Source organism: Calyptranema fuscum S582, assembly GCF_055793305.1.
The window spans coordinates 268,128-292,892 of record NZ_JBSLYH010000002.1 but is presented as its reverse complement, the minus strand read 5'-3'; the positions used below and the strand labels follow the sequence as shown (position 1 = coordinate 292,892).

The following is a 24,765-nucleotide window of genomic DNA, read 5'->3' as shown; positions in this document are numbered from 1 at the left end:
CTTGTATAGCGCTGTGATTTTTAGTCCGGTAAGGTGAGTTGGGGGCGATCGCCAAAATCAGGGATTGTAACGGGATTTTCGTTTAGATGTGCCAAAATCACCTGAAGGGCTTTTTCCAGTTGCGGATCGTCGCCCTTTGCCCAGTCTTGCGGCGCAATATCGACTTCAATATCGGGATCTGTACCGTAGTTCTCAACCTTCCAGCCGACATCAACAAACCAGAAAGAAAACTCCGGTTGGGTCAAAATGCTGCCATCGACCAGGGAATGACGCGGCCAAATACCAATTACCCCGCCCCAGGTGCGTTTGCCAATCAGGGTGCCGAGTTTCATCAACTTAAAGCAATGGCTGAAAATATCGCCATCCGATCCGGCGTGTTCATTGGTAATTGCCACCAGGGGTCCGGCAACGGCGTCGGCAGGATACGATTCGGGATTGCCCCAGCGCGAGACATCATAGCCGATTCGTTTACGCGATAGCTTTTCTAAAATCAACTGCGACACATGACCGCCACCGTTGTAACGAACATCGACAATCAAACCGCCCCGTTCGGCTTCAACGGCATAGGAACGATGAAATTCGGCATAGCCATCGGGTCCCATATTGGGCACATGGACATAGCCGACCTGTCCATTCGTGCGAGCATGGACGATTTGGCGATTGCGTTCGACCCATTCGCGGTAACGGGCGCGCATATCATGCCCCAGTGTTTTAATGGTAACGGTGCGCGTTTCGTCGGTCTCAGCACTGCGAATGGTCAGAGTAACGTCAGTATCTGCCTGGTGTACCAACAGTTCATGGGGAGAGCGATCGCGGCTTACCCGGCGTCCGCCTACGGCTAAAATTAGGTCGCCAACCTTAACATTTGTTCCTGGACGATTGAGCGGCGAATCGGCGCGTTCATTCCACGAATCGCCCCGAACAATATGCTCAATTCGATACGCATTTGACGCTTCATCGTAACTGAGATCTGCGCCCAAAAATCCCAATACATATCGTGGAGAGCGACGATAATCGCCCCCCATTTCATACGCATGGGAGGTGCCTAATTCTCCCTGTAATTCCCAAATCAGATCCGAAAATTCAGAGCGAGTCGATACCTTATCTAGCAGCGGTCGATAGCGTTGGAAAACATGATCCCAGTCAACCCCTGACATATCTTCGACCCAAAAATGTTCCTTCTGCAATCGCCATGCTTCTCGAAACATTTGCTGCCACTCTAACGCAGGCACAACCGAAACTCTGATGCGTCGCAGGTCGAGCCAACCTGTTTTGCGCCCCGGTTCATCGTCGGGTTTGCCATTTTTAGCCTGGGGTGTAGCGGTGCAAACGCGCAGATGATTGCCCGATCGATATATCAACGTTTCCTTATCGTTTGCCACCTTAAAGCTGGTGATGTTGGTAGTGATGGTTTCCTTCTTTTGTTTATCAAAGTCGTAGATTTCCAGCAGAGTTTCCGCTTCCGCTTCCTCCGCAAAGCGATCGTGATCCAGGCTACCTTGAATGGGCACCGAGCTAAACAAAACTTTTCCTGAAAGTCCCCAAATCTGGCGATAGCGACCCTCTGGCACCGGAAAACCGACGACTCGATGTTCGATTCCATCCAGGTCTATTTCAAGGGCGGCGACTGCTTTGCTATCGGATTTATTATCGGCACTGGCAGACGGCTCCGATTCAGACGGTGTGGCGGATTCTTCAGCCGTTGCTTCCGGCTTTTCTTCTGCTTTTTTAGCCGCGTTATCTTTACTATCTTTTTTATCAACCAGCGGTTTAGGCTGTGGCACAAAGGGTGACGGCGTTTCTTGTTTGAGAGTGATTAGAAACGGTCGCATGCCACGCGGAAAGCCCAGGTCAAAATACAGGCTATCGTAGACCGGGTTGAACTCGCGATAGGACAGGAAGTAAATAAATTTGCCATCGGGGTCAAACGCAGGGGAAAAGTCAACAAACTGGGGGGTGGTCAGCCGATGGGTGCTGCCCTCTGGCAGGTGGCACAATTTAATCACCGATGTCCGTTGGGTTTCAGGAAATCCATAGGCAACCCATTTGCCATCGGGCGACCAGGAAAACCCGCCAATCCGTCCATGTTGGCTGCGATCGAGGACTCGACGTTGTTTGCTAACCAGGTCAACGACAAGCAACTCATGACGATGGTTCGATAAAATTACCTGATCATCTGTTGGCGACACTTGCAGGGCGATCGCCCGTCCCAAGTCCAGTCCCTCTAATCGCTCCGGTGCCGTATCCAAATCCGGACTGTGAATCTCCAGGGTTTCGACCCCCGTGGCTTCAGAAATCGTGACGAATCGCTTTTTGTCATTGAGCCAACGGGTCAACCGATAGCGTACCCCATCAGCTTCACCCAATTGCGTTACAGCGCCTTCCCAGTTGCCAAACCAAAAACTTTTGCCCCGACAGGTAACGACCGCAGAATGCCCATCGGGATGTAAGGCATAGTCTTCTAAGTAACGGGCAGCATCAACAAATTTGCGTTGTCGTTGCACCTGGGGACTATGAAACTCGACCGCAATCGTGTGTGCCGTCTGGGTTGCCGGATCGAAATAAAACAGGTCTGCACCCGCATGATAAACAATCCGTTGCCCATCGGTGGTCGCATTGCGGACGTAATAGTCGCGTTTGTGAGTGTGTTGTTGCAGGTCGTCACCAGACGGGGTGCAAGAGTAGAGATGACCAATGCCTTCGTGATCAGAAATAAAGTAAATGCGATCGCCTACCCACATGGGTGACGTTAAATTTCCGGGTAAATTGAGTAATCGGTGAAACTGTCCTGACCCTGTTGGATCAATCCAGAGCACTCCGGCTGTTCCTCCGCGATATCGTTTCCAACGAGCAGTATCACTCGTATTTCTACCCAATACGACACCGCCATCCTTACCGTAGGAAATGTGATGTGCCAAACCTACCGGAAGACGTTCTGGCAGTCCCCCTAGCGGACTGACTGTATACAGGTTATAAATCCGGCGAAAGGGTTGTGCTGCCATACTGGCAAACACAATCGAGTGTCCGTCTACACTCCAACCCACCACAATCGAATTTGCCCCCAAAAAGGTCAACCGTTTTGATGTGCCACCCTCCGCAGGCATGACATAAATTTCGGCATGACCCTCTTCGCGTCCGACAAAAGCTAACTGAGTGCCATCGGGAGATAAAAAGGGATGTGAAACTTCACCTAAATTGGAAGTTAATCGAATGGCTGTGCCACCGCTAATCGGAACGCTCCACAGATCATCTTCACATACAAAAACTACGCGATCGCCATGCACTGTTGGAAATCGATAGTAACCGGACTGTCTACTCATTGCTGTTGTTTGGCTGCGACGGGTTAAGGGATGCTGGCGCGGGATAGGAACGGACGAAACCGCTTCTGAATCTCACGGATCTAAATCGAAAACGAATTCTGATTTTAAACGTCGAATTTGCGATCGCCCGTAAATTTCACAGATTTCTTTACGTCTGAGCGATCGCAGGTCAGTACACCAACTTAAAAGTTTTAGAGGGGGCGCAGCCCCTAAACCCCCATGTTGCAAAATTTCGTGGTTGCAACACTAGATGATATAGCGATCCTGAGTCAGTTGTGAAAGCGCCCGCCCGAAGGGCGGGCGCTTTCACAACCGATCATTTTCACAAATCAAATAGGATTGCTATATGTAGCAACCGTCGAGACAGTTCATCACGCTTCAGGTTGGCAAAACCGCCGGGTAATCGCCAGAAATTGCTGCAAGATCGCTGATGGAGAATGCGATCGCCAGACGGCTGATAATTTTGCAGAAGACGTTTGTTCTTGAATGGGACGATAGACCACACCATCGCGTTGTAGAGTCTGGACGCTGGCAGGAAGAATGCTGATGCCTATGCCGCCTGCCACCAAGCCCAAAATGGTGACCATAAAGACCGCCTCTTGGGCAATTTTTGGCACAAATCCGACGTGCGAACACAGATGATAAATTTGCCCAGATAAGCCAGATACTACGTTGTGGAGGGGCATGACAAATTCTTCATCCATCAAATCAGCTAACGAAAGGGCAGGTCGTATTGCTAAAGGATGGCTTTTGGGTAAGACCACAACCAGCGATTCTTGCACCAGGGGCATGATGGATAAATCACTGGCTTCAGTCAACGGTTCGTATTGGTAGACAAAAATAATATCCGTCTGGCGATCGCGCAACCTGCGAATTTGGGAAGCGCTGTTCTCTTCTCGCAAAATCAATTTGACGTCAGGATACTGTTCTCGAAAGGTGCGTAGAATGTCAGGCAAAACGCTATTGGCAATTGAGCTGGTAAAGTCGATGGTTAAATAGCCCAATTCACCCTGGTGGATGCGCTGTGTTTTGCGGATGCCCTGTTCTAACTGCGCCAGAATGAGCCGAGCTTCTTCTAAAAACGATTGTCCTGCCAGGGTCAACTGGAGGGGGCGCTTTGTGCGATCGAATAATTGTACTCCCAGTTCTGCTTCTAAGGCTTGAATTTGTTGACTCAGGGGAGGCTGGGCAATTTGCAGTCGCTCTGCTGCGCGACTAAAGTTTAAGTCTTCTGCAACAGCAATGAAGTAACGGAGATGGCGAAGTTCCATGAACTGGGACAACTATATTTTTAGAATATAGTATCTAAGCGAACAAAGTATTGGACATATAGTTTTAGATTCTTTATTCTAATGACACCTCGTCAAACACAGCTTCAGTCTGAAGACGATGAACCTTTGCATCCGGGTGAACCGATGGTTGCATGGCACTGAAATAACGAACCGAATTGCCCCCCTGCCCCCCAAATTTGGGGGGTTCTGAAGTCAAAGTCTCCCAGAATTGGGAGATTTAGAGGGCTAGTACACCAACTTAAAAGTTTTAGAGGGGGTGGAGGGGGCTGCACCCCCAAGATGGGGTTTCATCCCCCAAACTCCCGTGTTGCAAAATTTAGTGGTTGCAACACTAGTTTTTATTAATGAAGCAGCCTATTACAAAAGAGGAATTACCATAGTTCAATGCGTGAACCTAATAATACGTTTGCAACGGCTAAACCGATTAAAGCCAATGCTCTATTTCGCGATCGCGTCAATCACAAGAAAGATAAATTTGATTTTTTCCGGTTTAAATTAACCCAACGTAGCAGTATTCAAATTTCCCTATCGAAATTGAAAAAAAATGCTGATGTGTTGGTGTTAGATCGCAATCAAAAGGTTGTTAATCGCTCTAGCCTATCGGGCGATCGCAAAGAGCAGATCAACACCATTCTGGCGGCAGGCACCTACAGAATTAAGATTGTAGGTCGTCAATCAACTTCTTATAAATTGCAACTGACGTCTACTAAGAAACCCTGGAAATATTTATCTGGCAATGGTTTAGTTAATGCGGCTAAAGCCGTAGCAGCGGCAATTCAGCAAGATTCTTTTGCCAATGTTCCTGATAGTTCTGCATTAAGTCAGTGGGGTGTGGATGCGGTAAAGGCACCTGAAGTATGGGCAAAAGGATTTAAAGGGCAAAATGTAGTGGTTGCCGTGTTGGATTCAGGGGTTGACTACTTCAATCCTTTTCTGACCGATAGCATCTGGACGAATCCCGGTGAAATCTCGGGCAATGGTATTGATGATGATGGCAATGGGTATGTCGATGATGTGTGTGGCTGGGATTTTGTCAATCATGATAATTCTCCGTTTGATCTGAGTGGTCATGGCACCTTTGTGGCAGGAGTTATCACCGATCGAGATATTGGGATTGCTCCAGATGCTCAGGTCATGCCGATTAAAGTTTCAGGAGACTCCTTTACAGGGTTGCCCTCTGCTTTTGATTCGGTGATTGCCAAGGGCATCAATTACGCCGTCCAAAATGGAGCAGATATTATCAACATTAGTATTGGAGGCGTTGCTGAGACTCAACCTGTCTTAAAACAAGCTATTAAATCTGCCCGGCAGCAGGGAGTTTTAGTGGTGCTAGCTGCTGGCAATAATCGGCAGTATGGCTCCCAGAAACCCCTTGATCCTGCCTGGTTTGCAGCCAGAAATAATTACGGAATAGCGGTGGGTGCAGTCAATCGCAATCAGAACTTTGCCAACTTCTCTAACCCAGCCGGAAATAGACCGATTGATTATCTGGTGGCTCCAGGGGTAAATGTTTACTCAACTGATTTAGAAGACAATACGATGTATAAAAAGGCTTCAGGGACTTCGTATGCCACACCAGCCGTAGCGGCGATCGCTGCCCTGATGCTGAGTGCTAATCCGACCCTGACCCCTGAACAAATTGAGGATATTCTGACTTCGACAGCCCAATCGTTATAGCCATACCCACGTTGCGAGAGAGCCGTGCTCCGCACGGCTCTCTCATAGCGTTTTGATATGAGGCTGTGCCTGATTTACCCCCAGTTGTCGCTGTCCCCCTTGCCAAGGGAGACTACAGGGGGTCATAGGTTTGGCACGTCTTCATAAAAAATTGACAGGTTAATCTGTGATCCTTAGGAATGGGAATTAAATAACTCCGATGATTGGTTGTAGGGGCGAACGGCCGTTCGCCCCTACAAACGATCCAATATTCGATCTTATTTAATCCACGATCCTTAGTGAACGTGCCAGAGCAATGGTTTACCATTTTCCTCATACAGCGATTGCAACTCGGCTTTTTGCTCTTGCGTTACCTTAGCCCGCAATCCTCTAGACGGCGATAGCAAAAAGGTCGGATGCGATAACCGGAGAAATGGCAATTGACGTGGATGACTAACCAATATCACCTGCACATCAGCATCAAATAAATAGCTGAGCGATAAAAATGTGATCGGGTCGGCATCACTGACCACCAATGGGCGATCGCTCTGGTTAATCAAATGGGCAACGGGCGGCAGAAAATCAGATTTGGTGGAACTTTTATTCCACCAGACTTCTGCCTGAGCGCTCAGACCACACGCCCAGATATTAGTCAATAGGAAGAGCGTGAGAAGTAGATGCCAGCGGTAGCGACGAACGATATTAAAAGGGTGCAGCGATGAAGCGATGGTCGGCATCGTTGGGCGGTTTCGGGTCGAAAAAAGTTGGGTGGTAAACAAGTAGGCGATCGCCATTTGAATGCCGAGGAAGGATGGAAACAGGTAACGAACCCGCAGCGATCGCTGTCCACCAATAATTAAATCGGGTAATGCCAGCGCCAGAAAGGGGATGCCGATGAGTAAGACAACAAACCAGCTAATGCGCCCAGGCGCATGGCGGCAAAGAAAATACAGCACATAGGCAATCCACAAAACCAGCAACACATTGGCTGCTCCCAGCTCTGAATCAATCAAGGCACGGTTGAGGTTGAGAAACCACAGATCAATCAACCGAGAGATAGAGGATGAATCATCCAGTGATTCAGTACTGGCTTGAATCTCACCCATCCGGCTCAACATAACCATTAGCCAGGGAATAAAGGTTGCTGCCCCTGCCGCTGTTGCCAGCAGGTAAGCCCGAATCAAGCGGTAATTGCGTCCCTCCGTGATCACAGCCATATAAAATGCATGGGCGATCGCCACCAGAGCAAATAATAAATGTGTATACAACCCCAGAGCAATCGTCAGCGCATACGTCACCCAAGCCCAACGAGTTTTGCTACGTTTTGCCCATAACAAGGTTGCACTCGACAGCAAAATAGTCACCGTCCACAAACTGTACTGACGAGCTTCCTGGGCATACAACACATGCAACGGTGAAACCGCAACCAGTGCCATCGCCATCCAGCCAACCCGAGGCGATCGCCATAATTCTAAACACAGCCAGTAAAGACAGGGAAAAACTAGCAGGCTGATCACCGCCGACAACGCTCGAATCGTCGCCGCAGAATACGGCAACGCCTGAGTCCAAAATCGCGCCAACAAAAAGTACAACGGTGCGTGTTCTGCCTTGCTTTGCAAAACGACCAGGGCATCTCCTAAGCTTTTTTCGGGGTTGGGATGCTGATAGTGCAGCAAGTCTTCTACACCCTTAACCTCCCCTGTATAAAGATGTTGCACCACTTCCGTTTCGGTGTAGCCCGACATGCGTAACGAGGTATTAACCTCATCTGCCCAATAGACCTTGTGCCCTAAATTGACAAAGCGAAACCCAATTCCCAACAGCACCAAAGCGATCGCCATAAACCGCAGGACAATCAGCGGCGATCGCCCGATCAAAAAACTCTGAATGTTGAATAATGGCTTCATCACCTTTCTGCCATGGCTGTAGTGAGATTTTAGAGAATCGGTAGGATTGAGGATACTTTTGCCGGCGAAATCGTTTGGTTTCGCCGGCAAAAGTATCCTCAACATCAGCACGGTTGACGTTACGCCACACCCACCTAATCGCATAGACTGAGCGTTTGCATAAGGATGAGATCATCGCACGTTCCATCTGATTTTTGAACAGCCTGGGCACGAATATCTAACCGCTAACACTACCGTTAACACGGATGAGCGATTGGCGAAATCAGACGATTGCAGAGGTCCGTCCTGCGGTAAGCTGATTGAGTGGTGAAGTCTAGTTCCCGCTTAACATTTCGCTGTTTTTCTTAACGACGCTTTACATAATGATTGCTAGTCCTCCTCGTACTATCCGCATCGGTTCCCGCAAAAGCCAGTTGGCTTTAGTGCAAACCTATTGGGTTCAAGAGCAACTCCAAAAAGCTTTTCCAGATCGCACCTTTGAAGTTCACACCATGAGTACGCAGGGAGACAAAATCCTGGACGTAGCGCTGGCAAAAATTGGCGACAAAGGGCTGTTTACAAAAGAGTTGGAAGTAGGAATGCTTCAGGGCGAGATTGATTTCGCAGTGCATTCTCTCAAAGATTTGCCCACCCATTTGCCAGATGGCTTGGTGCTGGGTTGTGTGACCGAACGCGAAGATCCGGCAGATGCGCTGGTTGTGCATGAACAGCACAGCGATAAGCAACTGGCTACCCTGCCCGCCGGTGCTGTAATTGGAACCTCCTCACTGCGACGGTTGGCGCAACTGCGGCACCATTATCCTCATCTAAGTTTTAAAGATGTACGGGGAAACCTCAACACCCGTCTGGCAAAACTGGATGCGGGAGAATATGACGCCCTGATTTTGGCAGCAGCAGGCTTGCAACGGTTGGGTATGAGCGATCGCATTCATCAAGTCATCCCCTCTGACATTTCGCTGCATGCGGTTGGTCAAGGCGCACTTGGCATTGAGTGCCGTGCAGACGATGCCGAAATTCTTTCACTCCTGAAAGCGCTAGAACACAAACCCACCGCTCAGCGATGCTATGCCGAACGGTCATTTTTGCGCGAACTGGAAGGTGGATGCCAGGTGCCCATTGGCGTCAATACCGCGTTTACCGGAGACACCCTCACCCTCACCGGCATCGTTGCCAGCTTGGATGGCAAACAGTTGGTGCAAGGAGAAATTTCTGGCCCTGCTGACACCGCAGAAACGTTGGGCATTGAACTGGCAAAACGCCTACGTCAGGAAGGCGCACAAGACATCCTGGATGCCATCCTTGCCGAAATTCAACGCAGCTAATTTAATCGATGTGATGCAAAAAAGCCGCGCGACGCGCGGCTTTTTTAGTTAAGTGTGAGAACCCGTGCTCCGCGCGGGTTCTCACACAACCGTTGTCCTCACCAACCCCTCGACTGCTATATGTAAAACAAAGTGCGATCGCTGTAGGAATCGACGCCAAGTTCTACCTGAGTCACCAAAGTAAAGGGATGTGGAATTCGTCTGTCTAAATGCGCGTTAGTTGACTAGGGCACGACATTCAGAACCTCGCGCATCACCGTCGCTAAATCCCGCAAGGCACATTCCCCATTGCCGCTGAAAGTTGAGCCGTGCATAATAGCAATCGTATTGGGCTGAAGATCGGCTAGTCGGTGTAACGTTGGCTCAGTGTGCGGTGTGTAAGGGATGTAGTTGGCAAAAGGACTCGCCTGATAATCAACTAACGTCTGACGCACCCGCTCCAGGATGTCCGATTCCGTCAACGGTTCCACATCTCCGTTCTGATGAAACAGATCCGAACAGAACAGCGTCTTGTGCTCTTCTTCAAAGAATAGCCCTGCTTCCCAACAGTGCGGCACATGCGGCGTATGGAGTAGGCGAAAACGATACTTGCCCGTATGCAAAACCTCACCATCAGCCATGCCTTTCGCTGGACGGGTAGCAAAGTCGTTGATGCTGACCAGTGCCCCGACCCTGCTACAAACGGGTTCAGCAGCAGGGGCTTCCTGAAGCCATTCATTGAGCGATCCGCACTCGTCTGCTTCAAAATGGCTGAACCCCAGCCACCGGATGCTCGATGGATCGAGGATACTGGCTACCGCATCCCGAATCAGCGGAAACATTGCCCTGTGTCCGGTATGAAACAGGAGTGGCTCATCGTCTCGAATCAGGAATTGATTGAACTGGATATTTAGCTCTGGGACATAGGTAGAGATGCGATACAGGTCAGGAGCGATCTCCGTTACAGTCATGATTCCCCTCCCGAAAGCTGCAAGCCATGTTTCGCACAAATTTCCTGGAAGGCAATCAAATCGGGTGGAAAACTGGTGATTTCTGTACCAACGTCTTGATAGAACGCTGCTGCGGAAGCGGGTGAGACAATATGCAAAGCGCGAGCCATGGGAGAACGCACCTTAAATCGATGTAGCGTATTGGCAGGGATGTGACTCATGGCACCAGCCCTTACAATTTGTTGACAATCGCCCACCTGGATTTCGATTTCTCCCTCCAAAATGTAGAAAGTTTCCTCCCAAGGATGGCGATGCAACGGTGCTTCTCCCCCGGCAGTATCGATCATTTCAAACATCGCATACTGTCCATTGGTATCGTCTCCAATCACCTTCCACACCACCTGATGGGTCAACATAGGATGAGCGTCACCTTCGCCAGGTGCAAGGATTTTGGGTTTTGAGTGCTGTACTTTAGTAGTCATAGGGTTTCTCCGTTGAATTTAGATTGATAGGCAAGCAGATCCCGTTCCCTGACATCTGTCAGGAAATGGGTGACGATGATTGAAGATCGTCAAAATGAAGAATGAGTGCTTCTACCCCTTGGTTCTGGGGCAGATTACTTTGCTAAACCACAGGAACGACACATCGGCAGATCTTTCATTTCATATTCGATGACGTTTCCCGTCGCATCCATCTCGATTTGGCAACAGGTTTGCAGCAAATCTTTGAGCTTTTGTCGCCCACGCTGCACCCGTGATTTCATACCAGATACAGAAATGCCTAATTCCTGGGCGATCGCAGCTTGAGTCATGCCTTCAAATTCTGCAAGCTGTATTGCATCTCGATAAGACTCGGGTAAATATTCCAGCAAAGGACGCAGGCAATCCGCCATCTGCTGATTAAAGACTTCTGGATCTTCAGCCATTGCTAACGTTGCCAGGGCAGCTTCAGACGTAAATTCAGGCTGTCGATCGACCTTACGGTAATAGTCAATGATGGCATTGCGAGCAATCTGAAAAATCCAGCTTTGCAGACGATCACGCTCTCGAACGGTCGTTAATCGCTGGTAAATGCGAACAAACACCTCTTGCAAAATGTCATCCGCATCCGCAGGATTATTCACCCGTTGCAAGATGAAACTTCGTAACCGTTGGTGAAACGCCTGCCAAACTACTTTCACATCACGTGTTGTTGCTGCCATCTTGATTTCTCCGCTGCTGTTACCTCTGTTTATGCACAACCACAGCCACTGGAAATGGTTGATTTTGCGCCACAGCAAGCAGTCATCTTTTCCGCTTTTGCTTGAAAGAACTGTTGCAGATTTTGCGGTACCTCGAATGCCGGGGAAACGCTAGAGAGAGGAATTTCAGCCTGGTAAATTGCCCGCAGAATTGCATCTACAATCATACCGACAGGAGCTTCCGTATAAGTCTCCCCTTGATAAGACCAGGTGCGGCACACGGTTCCGTTTGGGGAGCCAGAAATGTCTGAACAGTCACCACAACGGCTCTCCGTTGTTTCTAGAATAATATCGTGACCATTGACTCGAATGGTGGGGGAACTGACAAATTGCAATTGTTGGGCTTGCGCTTCTGACTCCACCACAATTTTGTGGAACTGGATAGCTGTGCCCGTGCTGGCAAGAACTGACTGAAGCGTGGCGATCGCTTGTTCCACATTAGAGAGCGAGCCCGCACAGCGAGAGCAAGTGGACAAATCAAGTGCCAGCAATTCAACCGTGAGTGTTCGAGGGAGTTGGTCTAATTTCTGAGACGTCATCTCAATTCTCCTAAGTTCAGGTTCATCCAGATAGACGGTAGACTTCAGAAAAGGACGCAAAATTGAGCAGCTTTTTTATGCGTTGTCCATGCGATCGCCATCCTTAACCAAACCAGAAGCATTAGCTGGATCAAGTAGTTCTACAAAACAACGTGCGATCGTTGTAGAAATCGACGCAAATTTCTACCTAAGCTACCAAATTGGGGAGCATGTGAAATTTATTCGTCTAAATGCGATCGTTAGCTGGCTCCACGTAAAGTCCTTGGGTCCTAAGTTAGAGTGATGGTACCTAATGAAATCTTTTGCTAAACAAAAAAATGAGTTCAGAGATTACTACCACCATCATTTCTTCCATCGTTTCATCAGGAGTAGCAGTTTTTAGTGTCTATGTAACAACCCGATCGCAAGTAAAGCAAATAGAAAGGCAATTTTTACTTGAGTACCAAGCAGAACGCTTAATTCGTCAACTCTTAGAGCATCCGAAATGGAAGCTAAGAACCTTTGATGCGATTAAATATCATGTTGCAGGTTTTGAGGATAATGAGCTTCGCCGTATTTTAATTCGAGTAGGCGCTATTAGATTCGAAGATAGTCGGAACATTGAGATATGGGGACTTATGTCTAGAAATCAAGATTTAATTGATTCTGAGTATGGTACTAGCGATTTTTAGCAAACGACTTTTGGTGAAGTGCAAAGGTGAATTGAGTAGTAGATACTTGGATGGCATTTCAGCTAACCCGGTATTAAAGCGGACTAAGTGAGAATCTTCTGCCTCACTTCTAGTCTTTTATAGCCGATCAATTTTGCTATTAGCACGCAGGAGAGTGCGTGAGGTTTCTGGCTGAATTATTTCTTACTCTTTCTGTTTCTGCGTCGGCTACTCTTTTCAGCTTTGACAATGATTGTGCGTTTTACCCAACAGGAATGGTTGTAATTGCATCCTATTACAGACTCTTTGTAGTGATAGGTGATGCATAAAAAAGCCGCGCGTCGCGCGGCTTTTTTATGCATTGTCAACTATGGCAAATGGACAGTTCTCCAGCATGACGGGTTCATTCGTGGATGATCTTTAAGCTCACACCAAGGGTTTCGTTTGGGCAGGGCGATCGCCATAAACGATATAGCGAGAATTTTGGTAGAGTTTGGGCAAATTGAGTCGATGTTCTCGGTGAGTTGCCAAATAATGGGCTTGATATTTCTGCATTAATTGCTTTGCCTGGTTGGTTGTCAGATCGCTATATCCTGCCAGGAGCCGATCTTCAACTAGAGGGCGTTGATCGGTTGTGCGGCTTAAATTTGCCCCGATAAACGACGGAGTAAACCGACTCGGTGGCGGTGCCGTCCACACATGCTCTAACACTGGTTGAATTGAGAAAACACTGGCGCAGCCATAGATCCCCAGCAAAATGCCGTTATGGTGCCACGGTTTGAGGGATAGCTTGCGGTGAACCAGCATCCACCCTACAGCGGTCAAAAATGCCCACCCACCGACCAGGGTATGGAACGAGGTGGCTAAGCCAAGCATCAATGCCATCCATCGATAGCGAGCCGTAAGCAGAAAGGCGATCGCCCATTTCATTGCTTTGGGAGTCTGACAAAATTAACCCCCAAATCTTTTCGGGAGAGTGCGGCGGAGCCGCACTCTCCCGAAAAGGAGGATCCTTAGCTAAAGACTCAGTGATCTGATTCCCTGTATTTTAAACATGCCGGGAATCTTTGTGTTTGGCAATCTTAGGCAAGCCCAACTAGCTTGGCACTCAGTTCCCACAGGCGTTTTGCCTTGTTGTCATCGCTGGCTTCATCTGAGACTTCCTGAGAGAAAGACTTGCGACCTTCTTTCTGGCGATTGCCCCAGCTCCAATACACCCCCGACTGGTTGTATTCCGGATCAACGGCTACCGCTGCAACGCGATCGCCCGCTAAGTCTTGAGAGACATAGCCACCCGTAATGTTCTTTTGGAACCAGGGAAAAATCTTCTGAAATAGCGGATAGTGGTTACGAAACAGCGGCGTTTCGGCAACACAGCCTGGATACAGCGAATTAAACACAATTCCAGTGGACGTGTAATAACGGCGATGAAGTTCTCGCATCGTTAGTACATTACAAAGTTTGCTGTCTTTATACGCTTTACCCGACTTAAATTTCTTACCATTGATCATCGTAATTGGGGCTTTGAACCCTGCTTCAAAACCCTGAAGATCTCCGAGGTCAGGAGGAGCTGGAATGGGAATTTTACCCCCCAGTTCTTTCGGATTGGCAGTGACGGTTCCCAAAATCACTAATCTTCGCTGGGGAGCCGATGACCGTTTCAAATCCTCCAACATCAGATTGCACAACAGAAAATGCCCTAAATGATTGGTTGCGACGGTCAGTTCATAACCGTCGGGGCTACGCAGGGGTTCTTTCTGCAAGGGTAAATAAATTGCTGCATTACAGACCAACGCATCCAACGATTTTCCACTCGCTCTAAAATCATTCACAAATTTGCGAACGCTTGCTAGCGAACCGAGATCAATATGCATGACCGTGTAGCTGTCTTTCGGTATGCCGACCGTTTGAGCAGCTTTTTCGGCTTTATCCAAATCTCGGCAAGCCATCACAACATGGCAACCTCTACGGGCGAGCGCTTTTGCGGCATATAAACCGACTCCCGATGAAGCTCCTGTGACCACAACCGTTAATTTCTGATTGTCTCCCATTCTTCTTAAAAATGTTTGTTTGATAGACGTTGACTATTCCCAATCGTCTCACATGATTGAACGTTCAACTTCTATTTTGTTGTCAGCGGTTAACGACTTTAATTCGCACTATTATGAGCACTCTAGAGTTTCTATAGAGACTAACTTATGGACGAAGACCCATCCTAAAATTTGAGCTACAAGGGGTGAAGGGAGCATTTGACTCTCAGTTCAGGGGGGTCCCCTGTTCGACCAGCCTCACTCGTGCCGTTTGAATGGCGAGGCATTGCTGGGCTTGAGTCTAAATTGGACTGCGAACTTTTTGGGTTTACAGTCTAATTCGCATCAAGATTCAGTTATGCCTGAAGTAGTTTTGGGATGGTGTGGGGTAGAAGGGATGTGCCCATCTACAGCACCTATCCCCAGCACACATTCAGCACACAGGATGAGAGATTGGTGTTTACTGTTGCCCTGTTTATTAGGATGAAGACTCAATGCACATTCAAACACCCGATTGGGTAAAACATGCCGTTTTCTATCAAATTTTTCCCGATCGCTTTGCCAAAGGCAGTCAAGCGGCTCTACAAAAGTTTGGGTCTATTCCTTTAGAATCCTGGGAAACGCCACCCACGCTACAGGGATATAAGGGAGGAGATCTCTGGGGTGTAATCGAGCAACTGGATTATCTACACGATCTGGGGATCAATGCCATTTACTTTACGCCGATCTTTCAGTCTGCTTGCAATCACCGCTACCACACCCATGACTATTACCAAATTGATCCGTTATTGGGTGGAAATGTAGCATTTGAGCGCTTACTCATAGCTGCCCATCAGCGCCATATTAAAGTGGTATTGGATGGGGTATTTAACCATGCCAGCCGAGGTTTTTTCTTCTTTCATGACATCTTAGAAAATGGACCCTATTCTCCATGGCTCGACTGGTTTAAGGTCGAAGGTTGGCCACTCTCTGCCTATGATGGGAGTTTGCCCGCTAATTACGTGGGTTGGGCAGGAAATCGGGCATTGCCGCAGTTTAATCATGACAATCCGGCAGTGCGAGAATACATTATGGAAATTGCTGAATACTGGGTACAGTTTGGCATTGATGGCTGGCGGTTAGATGTACCATTTGAAATTACAACGCCCGGATTTTGGCAAGAGTTTCGCGATCGCGTCAAAGCGATGAATCCCGATGCCTACATTGTCGGAGAAGTCTGGAGAGATGCACGGCAATGGCTGGATGGAACTCAATTTGACGGGGTAATGAACTATTTATTTACCGCACCAACGATCGCATTTACAGCAGGCGATCGCGTTGACCTGTCGCAAGTTGAAGATCGTTCCTATGATCCGTATCCACCACTCGATGCCAGCGCCTATGCTGACAAGATACAAGCGTTATTAGCACTTTATCCCTGGGATATTCAACTGACGCAATTAAATTTACTGGATAGCCACGATACCGCTCGACTGATTTCCATTGCTCAGGGCGATCGCGCTACCGTTGAGTTAGCCACGCTATTGTTGTTTACGTTTCCGGGTGCCCCCAGCATTTATTACGGAGATGAAGTCGGTTTAGAAGGCACGCTAGATCCAGACTGTCGGCGCGGATTTCCAACCCAATCTTTCTGGAAGTCAGATGTATTTGAGTACCATCGCCAGCTGATTCGGTTACGTCATACGTACCCAGCCCTGCGAATCGGATCGTACCAGAGTGTATATGCTCAAGGCATGGCGTATGCGTTTGTGCGATCGCATTTAGAAGAAACGTTGCTTGTGGTCGTCAACGCAGGTATTGATGATGTTATGGTGCAACTCGATCGCGATCGCCTCCCCAGCCATTGCCAACCCGGACACCTGGTCTACGGCACCGCTGTGGTGACGGAGCAAGAAACCCAGATTAGCCTAACCCTGGCGGGACGAAGCGGCATCGTGCTGAAGCTTTAAGCAAAATCGTCGCGACTAAAAAGATGTTTGCGGGGCAGCAACGCTGCCCCGCAAACATCTGCTAATTCTTTTTGAGAGAGCGGCGGCGGAGCCGCCGCTCTCTCAAAAAGAATCGGGCTTTATTAAATCCACGATCCTAAGGAATAGAGGATTAGCAATGGATGCGAATACATAACCCCCACGCCTCTTCCAACCATTCAATCGTTCAGGTTTTATTGAAGTTGTAAGCATTAGCTACAGAAGCGATAGTGTTTGCGCTTCACATCAGCATGAGATCCCCAGCAATAATCTGGGGTGGCGCTGAATTTTTACTCATACTCTCGTTGGCATTCCAGCAATTTTACTGAGAGCCTTATTTTTGCCTTACGACCAACTCAACTTTGAGGCTTATTGGTAATGAGTGGATCAGTAGAGTACTGCTTTATTAGCGATCGCCTTAGGTAAGCTGCAAACTTTCTTAACAGAAAGCAGAGGTCGTGGGTTCACAAATGTTTCAGCGAGTGCCAGAACCCTGGCTACTATCGGGAGCATCTGTATCGTCGGGAGGTTGATAATCCCGTAGTATTACGGAAATCGGGTCATCAGCATCTGTTGACGGATGGAGTGAGTCCGATGCAGAGAGCGGTGCAAGACGCAGACTATTGACAGGTTGAGTCGTTGGAATTGCAACAGCCTTGTCCAGGGTCGCCCATTGAATTCCAGCGATCGCAATAATAGCAATAGTAATTCTTGGGAAACTACTCATAAAGTTCGCCTGGTAAATTCACGCACCCTATCTTGATCTTACTTAAATTCTAAGAAACTTTTACGTAGTCCTTCTGAAATTTAAAGATTTGATTAAAATTCAGTAGACTATGTAACGTTTACTCATCAATTGCTATCGAGGTATTGAATCTCATACACAGGTTATGGCGCACGAACAGGCAAGATTTTGGGAAAATTCATCGATTTTTAAAGAATTTTAATAAACCATTCTCTGCTTCTCTCCGAAAACCTACAGAGGTGAATATCTTTAATGATCCATCCCCGACAGCCCAGATCTCTGAATGATCCCTGAATTCTCCTAGCATTGAATCAACCCTCAGAAGTAGGATGGCAACAAGACATAAGATCTTGGAGGTTTTCAAAACCTCCGAGGTCTTAGCCTGTTTTTGAGACGAGTTTGCTTAATTTCGCTGGTATAGCAGCCAGAGGGCTGGTTAGGACAGGGGCGCGGGGGCGGTGCCCCCGGACAGGGGTTCCACCCCTGCACCCCGTCCTGATTAACTATTCAATTGCTATATCTCTGGTGTTGCAAAGTTTTTGATTGGGTCTACTCGTTCGCACAGGTCTGGAGCCGGTTAATCTGCAACACTATGTCATCCATCGTCGGACGGATCGTGCGTACGGGCTGGGCAAATTGGTTCACCAGAATGCTGAAGACTACGGGGGGATAGTTGGGCGGGTCGAGATACCCCGATAGAGCAGCTACGCCCCCTAATGCTCCCGTTTTGCCCTGCAAATGCCCTGCAACTGAGGTATTACGAAAGCGATATTGCAACGTGCCACTTACCCCGGCAACCGCTAGAGAGTTGCGGTAAAGTGTCGCCTGAGGCGATCGCGCCATGGCTTGTAAGGTTTGGACGAGTGCGGCTGGACTGGCGAGATTGTGCCGCGATAAGCCCGATCCATCTGCCAGGGCATAGCTTTCGGGATCGACTCCCAACGGAGAAAGGGTGGTCGCGATCGCCGCGATCCCGTTATCTAAACTGGTGCTGGATGAGTTGGCAGCAGCGTGGTTGACGCCCAAAATTCTCAGCAATGCTTCAGCATAAAGATTATCGCTGTCTTGATTGGCTTCAATCAGCAATTCTGATAGAGGGGGCGACAGCACGAACGCAATTTCTGCGGCGTCGTTGGGGATTGGCGTGGACGCCACCGCTGTTTGTCGCACCGAGATGCCGGTATCTGCCAAGATTTGCCGAAAGCGCCGCAGGGCATAAGTTGTAGGGTCAGGAATGGCGATCGCGGCATCTTCTGGTTCGGCACCGACCTGCAACTGCCCCTGGACGATCAGAATCGGCTGACTCAGGTCGCGCCCAACGGAGACAAACTCTGGCTCCCCGGCGGCGACGGTACGGGATCGATTGTCGATACGCCATTGTCGTGCCTCTGAGGCATCTGCCCAAACGACTTGTAATGGGTCGCCCACGGCTTGTGGAACGAGACTCAGAGCGATCGCATTGCGATTTAACATCAAACTATTCACAGGCGCACCATAGCCCGCCTGAATATCTTCCCATTCCCAGTTAGGATTGACGGCATCGCCTGTAAAGTAGAGATCGTCAGCAATCAGTTGATCAATGGAGTCAATGCCCTGACGGCGGACTTGAGCTGCCAGATCGCGCAGTTGGTCATCGCTGAGGGAGGGATCACCCCGTCCTACCAGAATCAGGCGATCGCGCCCGGTTGCGGCATCCGTAGCACGGTAAACCGAGGTACGAATGCGAAAATCGGCACCCAAAGCCGTTAAGACAGCAGCAGTGGTGAATAATTTGGCATTTGAGGCAGGTACAAAAAACTGTGTGGCATCTTCTGCATAGAGCGTTTCGGCGCTCCCTAACGGCTGCACCAAAATGCCCCAGCGCATCCGATCAAATTCTGGGCGGTCGGTAATCTGGGCGATCGCCTCAGGTAACGCTGCGGGACATAGGGTATTGGCAGCTGCTGCCGACTGGGCAACACTGGGCTGAGTCGGCACAAAGCCGAGGCAAAGTCCGGCAATGAGCCATCCGGCTTTCCAGCAGACTCGTCCCAATGCCGTCAAAGCAATTCTCCTAAGGGCTTACAAAAATCGTCGATCCCCGTTTTTAGGACATGGAAAATGACGGCGGTTGCCAGAGTTGCGGGTAAATCGGTCTGTTCCTTTAGCTGTTGAATAGCAGTGGCGATCGCCTTTTCGGTGATCAGGTGCTTCAACTCTGACTGGCAGAGCGACACACGCCACCGTTTTGCCAAACCATCCAGCCAATCATCGGAGCGATCGGGTTCTTGCCCGACATGCAATGCCAGGGCGATCGCCGCATCTTCCAAATCGCCTTCACAGTCCTCAATCATGTCGAGCGCTCTTAGCGCTTCAGGATGATCTGCCAATTCAGACCGATACTGATCAATTTCATCGGGTGTCAGGTGAGCCATTTCGCCAATTTAGCATTAGACTGATTCAGAAAATCATTTCAAATTTACGTATTGCAATTCATGACACTCTGCAATAGTGTCATGTATGTCCAAGCAAGCACTGTTATAGATTCACAAGTTTCATAACTTGTTAATATCTTGCTTTGAGAACCTATAGCGATCGCAAATCATTTGTGAAACGGGTCGGGGATAGAACCCCCAGGTAGGGATTTCCACCCTACACCCCATTCGTCATCTAAAGAATGATCGTTATATTCAAATACACCAGAGGGTGATTTGAAATCCAAAACTCTGTGCGAGTGTTTGGATAGTCGTTAGCAAGACCGACCTCTAGACAAACTCTAAATTGAAAGCGTTCCAAGGTATAGCTATGGATCCTGAAGTAAAACAAGAGACCAATGCATCAGACTTTGCAGCTGATGAAATTAAAGTTGATATCAGTACAGAAGATTCGGGAACCCTGACCCGATTTTCATCAGACTCCGGCTCTAATGAGCAGTGGCGGGAAATGATGGATAAAGCTTCAAAAGTTCTGGCTGATCTGCCCGATTATCTGTCCGACTTTTTTGGCGAATACAAGAGACCCATCATTACAATTGGTTTGGTCGTCGGGTCGATTATTGCCGTCAAATTAACCCTGGCTCTACTAGATTCTGTCAACGATATTCCCCTGTTGGCTCCTTCGTTTGAATTGATTGGGTTAGGCTACTCTGCTTGGTTCATTTATCGCTATCTGTTACGAGCCTCTAACCGTAAGGAGCTAGCGGAAGATTTCAATGTGCTGAAAGAGCAAATTTTGGGCAAGGGCGCTCATAAATAAGGGATTTGTATAGTAAGCACCTATCACAATTCTCTATGGCGTAAAGTACAACGCGTTAAGAAAGAGCCTCGCGAAGCGAGGCTCTCTTATAGCAATTGAGTAGATGGTTAGGATAGTGGGGTGTGGGGGCTGCGCCCCCAGACAGGGGTTCCACCCCTGCACCCCGTCCTAATTAACCCTTCAATTGCTATAACATCCGAAATTTATTCAGGCACGACGCGCTATATCCAAAAAAATCGCAGAGTGGGAGCCACTTCACTCTGCGACGGTTCTTGCGCCTTCAGTGCAAGCTTTAATGCAAGCCTTTGATGCGAGTCTTGCGTTCTAAAATCTCTTTCAACACCAACGTGACAACGGCTAAACAAGCCAGTAATACAGCCGCTGTATAGGAAGATTGGGTTTGATATTGTTTATAGGCTTCTTCGACATATAAGGGCAGCGTTTGAGTTTTGCCCGTAATATTACCCGACACTACGGAGACAGCACCAAATTCTCCCATGGCTCTGGCATTGGTCAAAATCAATCCATAGAGCAGGCTCCACCGAATGGTTGGGAGGGTAACTCGCCAGAAAATTTGCCAATCTTTTGCGCCCAGGGTTCGGGCAGCTTCTTCCTGGTCGGCTCCAGCTTCTTCTAACACCGGGATCACTTCACGGGCAATAAACGGCAAGCTGACAAAGGTTGTTGCCAGCACCATCCCCGGAACGGCAAAGATGATTTTGATATTGGCAGGTTCCAATAGAGAACCAAACCAGCCATTGCGCCCATATAACAAAACCAGCATCAGTCCGGCGACAACGGGTGAGATCGAGAAGGGTAAATCAATGATGCTGAGCAGTAAGGTGCGACCGGGAAATTTGTGGCGTGCGATCGCCCAGGCTGCACAGAGACCAAACACTGTATTGAACGGAACAGCGATCGCCGCCATCAGCAACGTCAGTTGCACCGCATGCAGAAAGCTACGCTCGGTCAGGGTGTGTAAAAATCCACCGATACCCCCCTTAAATGCCTGCACAAAGACATTGAGTGCCGGAATAAATAACACCAGCCCCAGATACAGGATCACACCTGTAATCAACGCATATTTTCCTAAATGCTCTGTCCAACTGGCAGAGGGACGATGAATGGTTGTGGGATCAGGTGCCGAAGAATTGAACTGAGTCCGATTAATAGTCATAGCGTCGTCCCCAGGCTTGTAGTAGGTTGATGGCGAGCAAAATAGCCAACGAAACAATCAACATCACCGAACCAATTACGGTTGCTCCGGCATAGTCATACTGTTCGAGTCGTTGAAATACTAAGACGGGTGCGATCAAATCTTTAAATGGAATATTGGACGCAACAATCACAATCGAGCCATATTCACCGACCGCGCGCGAAAACCCTAGCGCAATCCCTGTCAACACTGCCGGAAAGAGGGGAGGCAACACGACCTGCCAGAAAGTTTGAAACCGCGATGCGCCAAGGCACCAGGCAGCTTCTTCAATTTCCACTTCTATTTCTTGTAAAACGGGCTGTACGGTTCTCACGACAAAGGGGAGCGAGATAAAAATCATGGCAACCCCAACCCCCAATCGGGTAAAGGCGACTTTGATGCCAAAGGGCGCTAATAGAGAACCGATCCAACCATTGTCGCTATAGACCGTTGCTAGCGTCAGTCCGGCGACAGAGGTTGGCAAGGCAAAGGGCAAATCGATTGCCGCATCTAAAATCTTCTTGCCAAAAAACTGATAACGAACCAAAACCCAGGCGATCGCAATTCCAGCCAATCCATTCACCAGAGAGGCAAATAATGCCGTAAAAAAGGTGACATTATAGGTTGCCATGGCAACGGGATCCGTCGCTATTTTCCAGATGGCTGGGGGACTCAGCGTACTGGCTTTGAGCAACATCGCCAGGGTGGGCAAAAATAACATCACGGCGAGATAAACCCACGTCACCCGCCAGGGTAAAGATAATTGAGTGATTTTTTGCAGCCAGCCCTTCCAGCCGGATTTTGGCTGCACTGAAGACGTCGTCATGGTGTTTTAAAGCTCCAAAAACTATGCCGATTCGCTTCAGCCATTCCAGTAGCACTGCATCAGCCCTAATGCCTGTGGTGATCCGATTGACGGGAATACGATGTCAGCTCATGCCGTTAGCAAGAGGCTAAAAGGGCAATCCACATGCCTGAGCGATCGCAATAATAGTCAATTTGTTCGACCACATAACGCCCTACAAACTCTCCTGTTTTTAGGAGAATATAGTCGTTGTTCTTAATCCCTTTGCGTTGGCTAGTCATATATAGCTTGTCGCAACCAATGCCTTCCTGTGCCGGGTCTAAGATATACTCTTCTCCTTGAATCCATTGAGTATAGTCATGTACTCGGTAGTGTGTGCGCTGGCGGGTAAAGGGCAGGGTGAGTGTAAAATCCATAGCCTTACTTTGCAACCTCGTTGTTGGGTTCTGGTGTTGCAAACCATATAGTTTGCAACCTGGGGGGGTGTAACTGTGTGCCCCGGTCAGGGCACCTATTGTTCAATCCCCTTGCAGAATTGAATTTTTGAACGATTGGGATTACAAATTTTGCAACTGGGTCTGGAGTGGTGCATGCAACGGCTTTGCCCCTTTGGCATGGGATAGTGTCTGCCTCACTCCAGTCGTGCCCAATCGGACAACGTATGACTGGGCTAGCCATTCAGCGTATGACAGGGGGATAAAGCGTTGCGTCCAATCAGGGGGCTGCCCCATCTCCTGTGCTAAGCCGTTGGCGATCGCTACAGATCCAGTACGTGTAGTGGCTATCAATGGATCACTGGAATGGCGAATGAATATCAAAACTTACTTGCCAATCTTTGCCTGGATTTGGTCAAAGATGGCACCGTCATCAAAGAATTTTGTTTGCACGGTATCCCAACCACCCATGTCTTGAACGGTAAACAGCTTGTCAACTTTGGGATGTTGCGCGGCAAATTCTTCTGCGATCGCAGCATCAATCGACCGGAACCCTACGTTGGCAAATTCTCGTTGTGCTTCGGGCGTAAACAAAAATTGCACAAATGCTTCTGCGACGTCGCGTGTCCCGTGCTTATCCACATTGGTATCGACTACCGCAATCGGGCTATCAATCGAAATATTGACATCTGTGGGAACCACATACGGGAGTTTTTCGCCATTCAACCCCGCCAAAAGAACTTCGTTCTCGTAGTTAATTAAGACATCTCCCTGACCTTGCTTAAAGAAGACATCGGTAGCTTCCCGCGCATCTTTGGGCAACACAGGCACACCTTGATACACCTTGGTGGTGTAGTCTAAAGCCGCTGCCTCATCGCCACCCTTTTGCGTAATTGCACCCCACAGTGCCATAAAGTTCCAGCGGGCACCTCCAGAGGTTTTGGGGTTAGCCGTAATAATTTGCAGTCCATCTTTCGACAGGTCTGACCAACCACTGACGCCTTTGGGGTTGCCATCCCGTGTCACCAGTGCCGCAACAGACTTATAGGCGATCGCATCGTTGGGTGCTTCGCTTTCCCAGCCCGCTTCAATTAACCCGGCATCTTCAACTTTTTTGGTATCGAGCGCCAGCGCCAGCGCCAGGACATCGGCTTCCAGTCCATCAATCACGGCGCGCGCTTGGGAACCAGAACCGCCGTAGCTCTGATTGAAAATAACCTCCTGGTTATGCTCAGTTTTCCATTTTTCAATGAATTGAGGAATGATTTTTTCATAAGCGGCTTGTGTCACGGCGTAGGAGACGAGCGTCAGTTCAACCGACTTGGGTTGAGCGGAGGCTGAAGCCTGAGGCGAGCTACCCCCATCCGATGACGGTGCCGTGCAGGATGCGATCGCAACCGTTAAGCTCACACCGGCTAGAAATAGCGATAAGAATTTTTTTAATGAACCTAGCCTAAATTTACCAATCATTCATATCTCCTCTCAAATCTACGGTAAGTC

General features: G+C 48.8%; 23 protein-coding genes. 5 read left to right on the top strand and 18 right to left on the bottom strand.

From position 1 onward, the window contains the following. Positions 1 to 20: 20 nt before the first annotated feature. From ACR6Z4_RS02735 to ACR6Z4_RS02725, 3 genes are all read right to left on the bottom strand, one after another. Complete coding sequence (locus tag ACR6Z4_RS02735; protein ID WP_479715676.1) at positions 21 to 3,320, bottom strand: S41 family peptidase; 3,300 nt, start codon at positions 3,318 to 3,320, stop codon at positions 21 to 23. A 371-nt stretch (positions 3,321 to 3,691) separates the two neighbouring features. After that, complete coding sequence (locus ACR6Z4_RS02730; RefSeq protein WP_479715675.1) at positions 3,692 to 4,591, bottom strand: LysR substrate-binding domain-containing protein; 900 nt, start codon at positions 4,589 to 4,591, stop codon at positions 3,692 to 3,694. Positions 4,592 to 4,664: 73 nt separating this feature from the next. Next, positions 4,665 to 4,808 (bottom strand): hypothetical protein, encoded by a 144-nt coding sequence (locus tag ACR6Z4_RS02725; RefSeq protein ID WP_479715674.1) that lies wholly within the window; start codon positions 4,806 to 4,808, stop codon positions 4,665 to 4,667. 188 nt (positions 4,809 to 4,996) lie between these two features. Here ACR6Z4_RS02725 and ACR6Z4_RS02720 point away from each other — a divergent pair, with 188 nt between their 5' ends. Beyond that, on the top strand, positions 4,997 to 6,289 hold the full coding sequence (locus tag ACR6Z4_RS02720; protein ID WP_479715673.1) for a S8 family serine peptidase: 1,293 nt from the start codon (positions 4,997 to 4,999) through the stop codon (positions 6,287 to 6,289). A 275-nt stretch (positions 6,290 to 6,564) separates the two neighbouring features. On the opposite strand, the gene ACR6Z4_RS02715 is transcribed toward ACR6Z4_RS02720, so the two are convergent. Continuing rightward, positions 6,565 to 8,175 carry a glycosyltransferase family 39 protein gene (locus ACR6Z4_RS02715; protein WP_479715672.1) on the bottom strand — a complete coding sequence of 537 codons (1,611 nt, stop codon included), beginning with the start codon at positions 8,173 to 8,175 and terminating at the stop codon, positions 6,565 to 6,567. Between the two features lie 362 nt (positions 8,176 to 8,537). On the opposite strand from ACR6Z4_RS02715, the gene hemC reads away from it, so the two are divergent. Beyond that, positions 8,538 to 9,497: a hydroxymethylbilane synthase gene (hemC, locus tag ACR6Z4_RS02710; protein WP_479715671.1), complete on the top strand. Its 960-nt coding sequence runs from the start codon at positions 8,538 to 8,540 to the stop codon at positions 9,495 to 9,497. Between the two features lie 224 nt (positions 9,498 to 9,721). Here the strand turns inward: hemC and ACR6Z4_RS02705 are convergent, their stop codons facing one another. From ACR6Z4_RS02705 to ACR6Z4_RS02690, 4 genes are all read right to left on the bottom strand, one after another. Beyond that, positions 9,722 to 10,447, bottom strand: coding sequence for an oxygen-binding di-iron domain-containing protein (locus ACR6Z4_RS02705; RefSeq protein ID WP_479715670.1), 726 nt, complete (start codon positions 10,445 to 10,447; stop codon positions 9,722 to 9,724). Beyond that, complete coding sequence (locus ACR6Z4_RS02700) at positions 10,444 to 10,908, bottom strand: cupin domain-containing protein (protein ID WP_479715669.1); 465 nt, start codon at positions 10,906 to 10,908, stop codon at positions 10,444 to 10,446. Before ACR6Z4_RS02700 ends, ACR6Z4_RS02705 begins: the two co-directional genes overlap by 4 nt. A gap of 134 nt (positions 10,909 to 11,042) precedes the next feature. Further along, entirely contained in the window at positions 11,043 to 11,627 is a 585-nt protein-coding gene (gene sigZ, locus ACR6Z4_RS02695) for an RNA polymerase sigma factor SigZ (protein ID WP_479715668.1), read from the bottom strand. 29 nt (positions 11,628 to 11,656) lie between these two features. Then, on the bottom strand, positions 11,657 to 12,205 hold the full coding sequence (locus ACR6Z4_RS02690; protein WP_479715667.1) for a DUF2703 domain-containing protein: 549 nt from the start codon (positions 12,203 to 12,205) through the stop codon (positions 11,657 to 11,659). Between the two features lie 317 nt (positions 12,206 to 12,522). On the opposite strand from ACR6Z4_RS02690, the gene ACR6Z4_RS02685 reads away from it, so the two are divergent. Further along, positions 12,523 to 12,876 (top strand): hypothetical protein, encoded by a 354-nt coding sequence (locus tag ACR6Z4_RS02685; protein ID WP_479715666.1) that lies wholly within the window; start codon positions 12,523 to 12,525, stop codon positions 12,874 to 12,876. 405 nt (positions 12,877 to 13,281) lie between these two features. Here the strand turns inward: ACR6Z4_RS02685 and ACR6Z4_RS02680 are convergent, their stop codons facing one another. Next, complete coding sequence (locus ACR6Z4_RS02680) at positions 13,282 to 13,785, bottom strand: hypothetical protein (RefSeq protein WP_479715665.1); 504 nt, start codon at positions 13,783 to 13,785, stop codon at positions 13,282 to 13,284. Positions 13,786 to 13,937: 152 nt separating this feature from the next. Then, positions 13,938 to 14,906 (bottom strand): protochlorophyllide reductase, encoded by a 969-nt coding sequence (locus tag ACR6Z4_RS02675; RefSeq protein WP_479715664.1) that lies wholly within the window; start codon positions 14,904 to 14,906, stop codon positions 13,938 to 13,940. A gap of 473 nt (positions 14,907 to 15,379) precedes the next feature. Between ACR6Z4_RS02675 and ACR6Z4_RS02670 the strand changes: the two genes are divergently transcribed. Next, positions 15,380 to 16,834 carry a glycoside hydrolase family 13 protein gene (locus ACR6Z4_RS02670; RefSeq protein ID WP_479715663.1) on the top strand — a complete coding sequence of 485 codons (1,455 nt, stop codon included), beginning with the start codon at positions 15,380 to 15,382 and terminating at the stop codon, positions 16,832 to 16,834. Between the two features lie 493 nt (positions 16,835 to 17,327). Here the strand turns inward: ACR6Z4_RS02670 and ACR6Z4_RS02665 are convergent, their stop codons facing one another. The 3 genes from ACR6Z4_RS02665 to ACR6Z4_RS02655 all read right to left on the bottom strand — a co-directional run bounded on the left by ACR6Z4_RS02665 (position 17,328) and on the right by ACR6Z4_RS02655 (position 20,011). Next, positions 17,328 to 17,579 (bottom strand): hypothetical protein, encoded by a 252-nt coding sequence (locus tag ACR6Z4_RS02665; protein ID WP_479715662.1) that lies wholly within the window; start codon positions 17,577 to 17,579, stop codon positions 17,328 to 17,330. A 567-nt stretch (positions 17,580 to 18,146) separates the two neighbouring features. Then, a complete protein-coding gene (gene dacB / locus ACR6Z4_RS02660) occupies positions 18,147 to 19,640 on the bottom strand; it encodes a D-alanyl-D-alanine carboxypeptidase/D-alanyl-D-alanine endopeptidase (protein WP_479715661.1) in 1,494 nt (497 codons plus the stop codon). Continuing rightward, a complete protein-coding gene (locus ACR6Z4_RS02655; protein WP_479715660.1) occupies positions 19,637 to 20,011 on the bottom strand; it encodes a hypothetical protein in 375 nt (124 codons plus the stop codon). Before ACR6Z4_RS02655 ends, dacB begins: the two co-directional genes overlap by 4 nt. Positions 20,012 to 20,381: 370 nt before the next feature. Between ACR6Z4_RS02655 and ACR6Z4_RS02650 the strand changes: the two genes are divergently transcribed. Further along, a complete protein-coding gene (locus ACR6Z4_RS02650; protein WP_479715659.1) occupies positions 20,382 to 20,831 on the top strand; it encodes a CAAD domain-containing protein in 450 nt (149 codons plus the stop codon). Between the two features lie 292 nt (positions 20,832 to 21,123). On the opposite strand, the gene cysW is transcribed toward ACR6Z4_RS02650, so the two are convergent. The 5 genes from cysW to ACR6Z4_RS02625 all read right to left on the bottom strand — a co-directional run bounded on the left by cysW (position 21,124) and on the right by ACR6Z4_RS02625 (position 24,735). Further along, positions 21,124 to 22,008 (bottom strand): sulfate ABC transporter permease subunit CysW, encoded by an 885-nt coding sequence (gene cysW, locus ACR6Z4_RS02645; protein WP_479715658.1) that lies wholly within the window; start codon positions 22,006 to 22,008, stop codon positions 21,124 to 21,126. Next, positions 21,998 to 22,852: a sulfate ABC transporter permease subunit CysT gene (gene cysT / locus ACR6Z4_RS02640; protein WP_479715657.1), complete on the bottom strand. Its 855-nt coding sequence runs from the start codon at positions 22,850 to 22,852 to the stop codon at positions 21,998 to 22,000. Before cysT ends, cysW begins: the two co-directional genes overlap by 11 nt. A 116-nt stretch (positions 22,853 to 22,968) precedes the next feature. Beyond that, positions 22,969 to 23,247, bottom strand: coding sequence for a hypothetical protein (locus tag ACR6Z4_RS02635; RefSeq protein ID WP_479715656.1), 279 nt, complete (start codon positions 23,245 to 23,247; stop codon positions 22,969 to 22,971). Positions 23,248 to 23,388: 141 nt separating this feature from the next. Next, positions 23,389 to 23,619, bottom strand: a complete 231-nt coding sequence (locus ACR6Z4_RS02630) for a hypothetical protein (RefSeq protein ID WP_479715655.1) — start codon at positions 23,617 to 23,619, stop codon at positions 23,389 to 23,391. A 33-nt stretch (positions 23,620 to 23,652) separates the two neighbouring features. Next, entirely contained in the window at positions 23,653 to 24,735 is a 1,083-nt protein-coding gene (locus ACR6Z4_RS02625) for a sulfate ABC transporter substrate-binding protein (RefSeq protein ID WP_479715654.1), read from the bottom strand. Between the last annotated feature and the right edge of the window lie 30 nt (positions 24,736 to 24,765).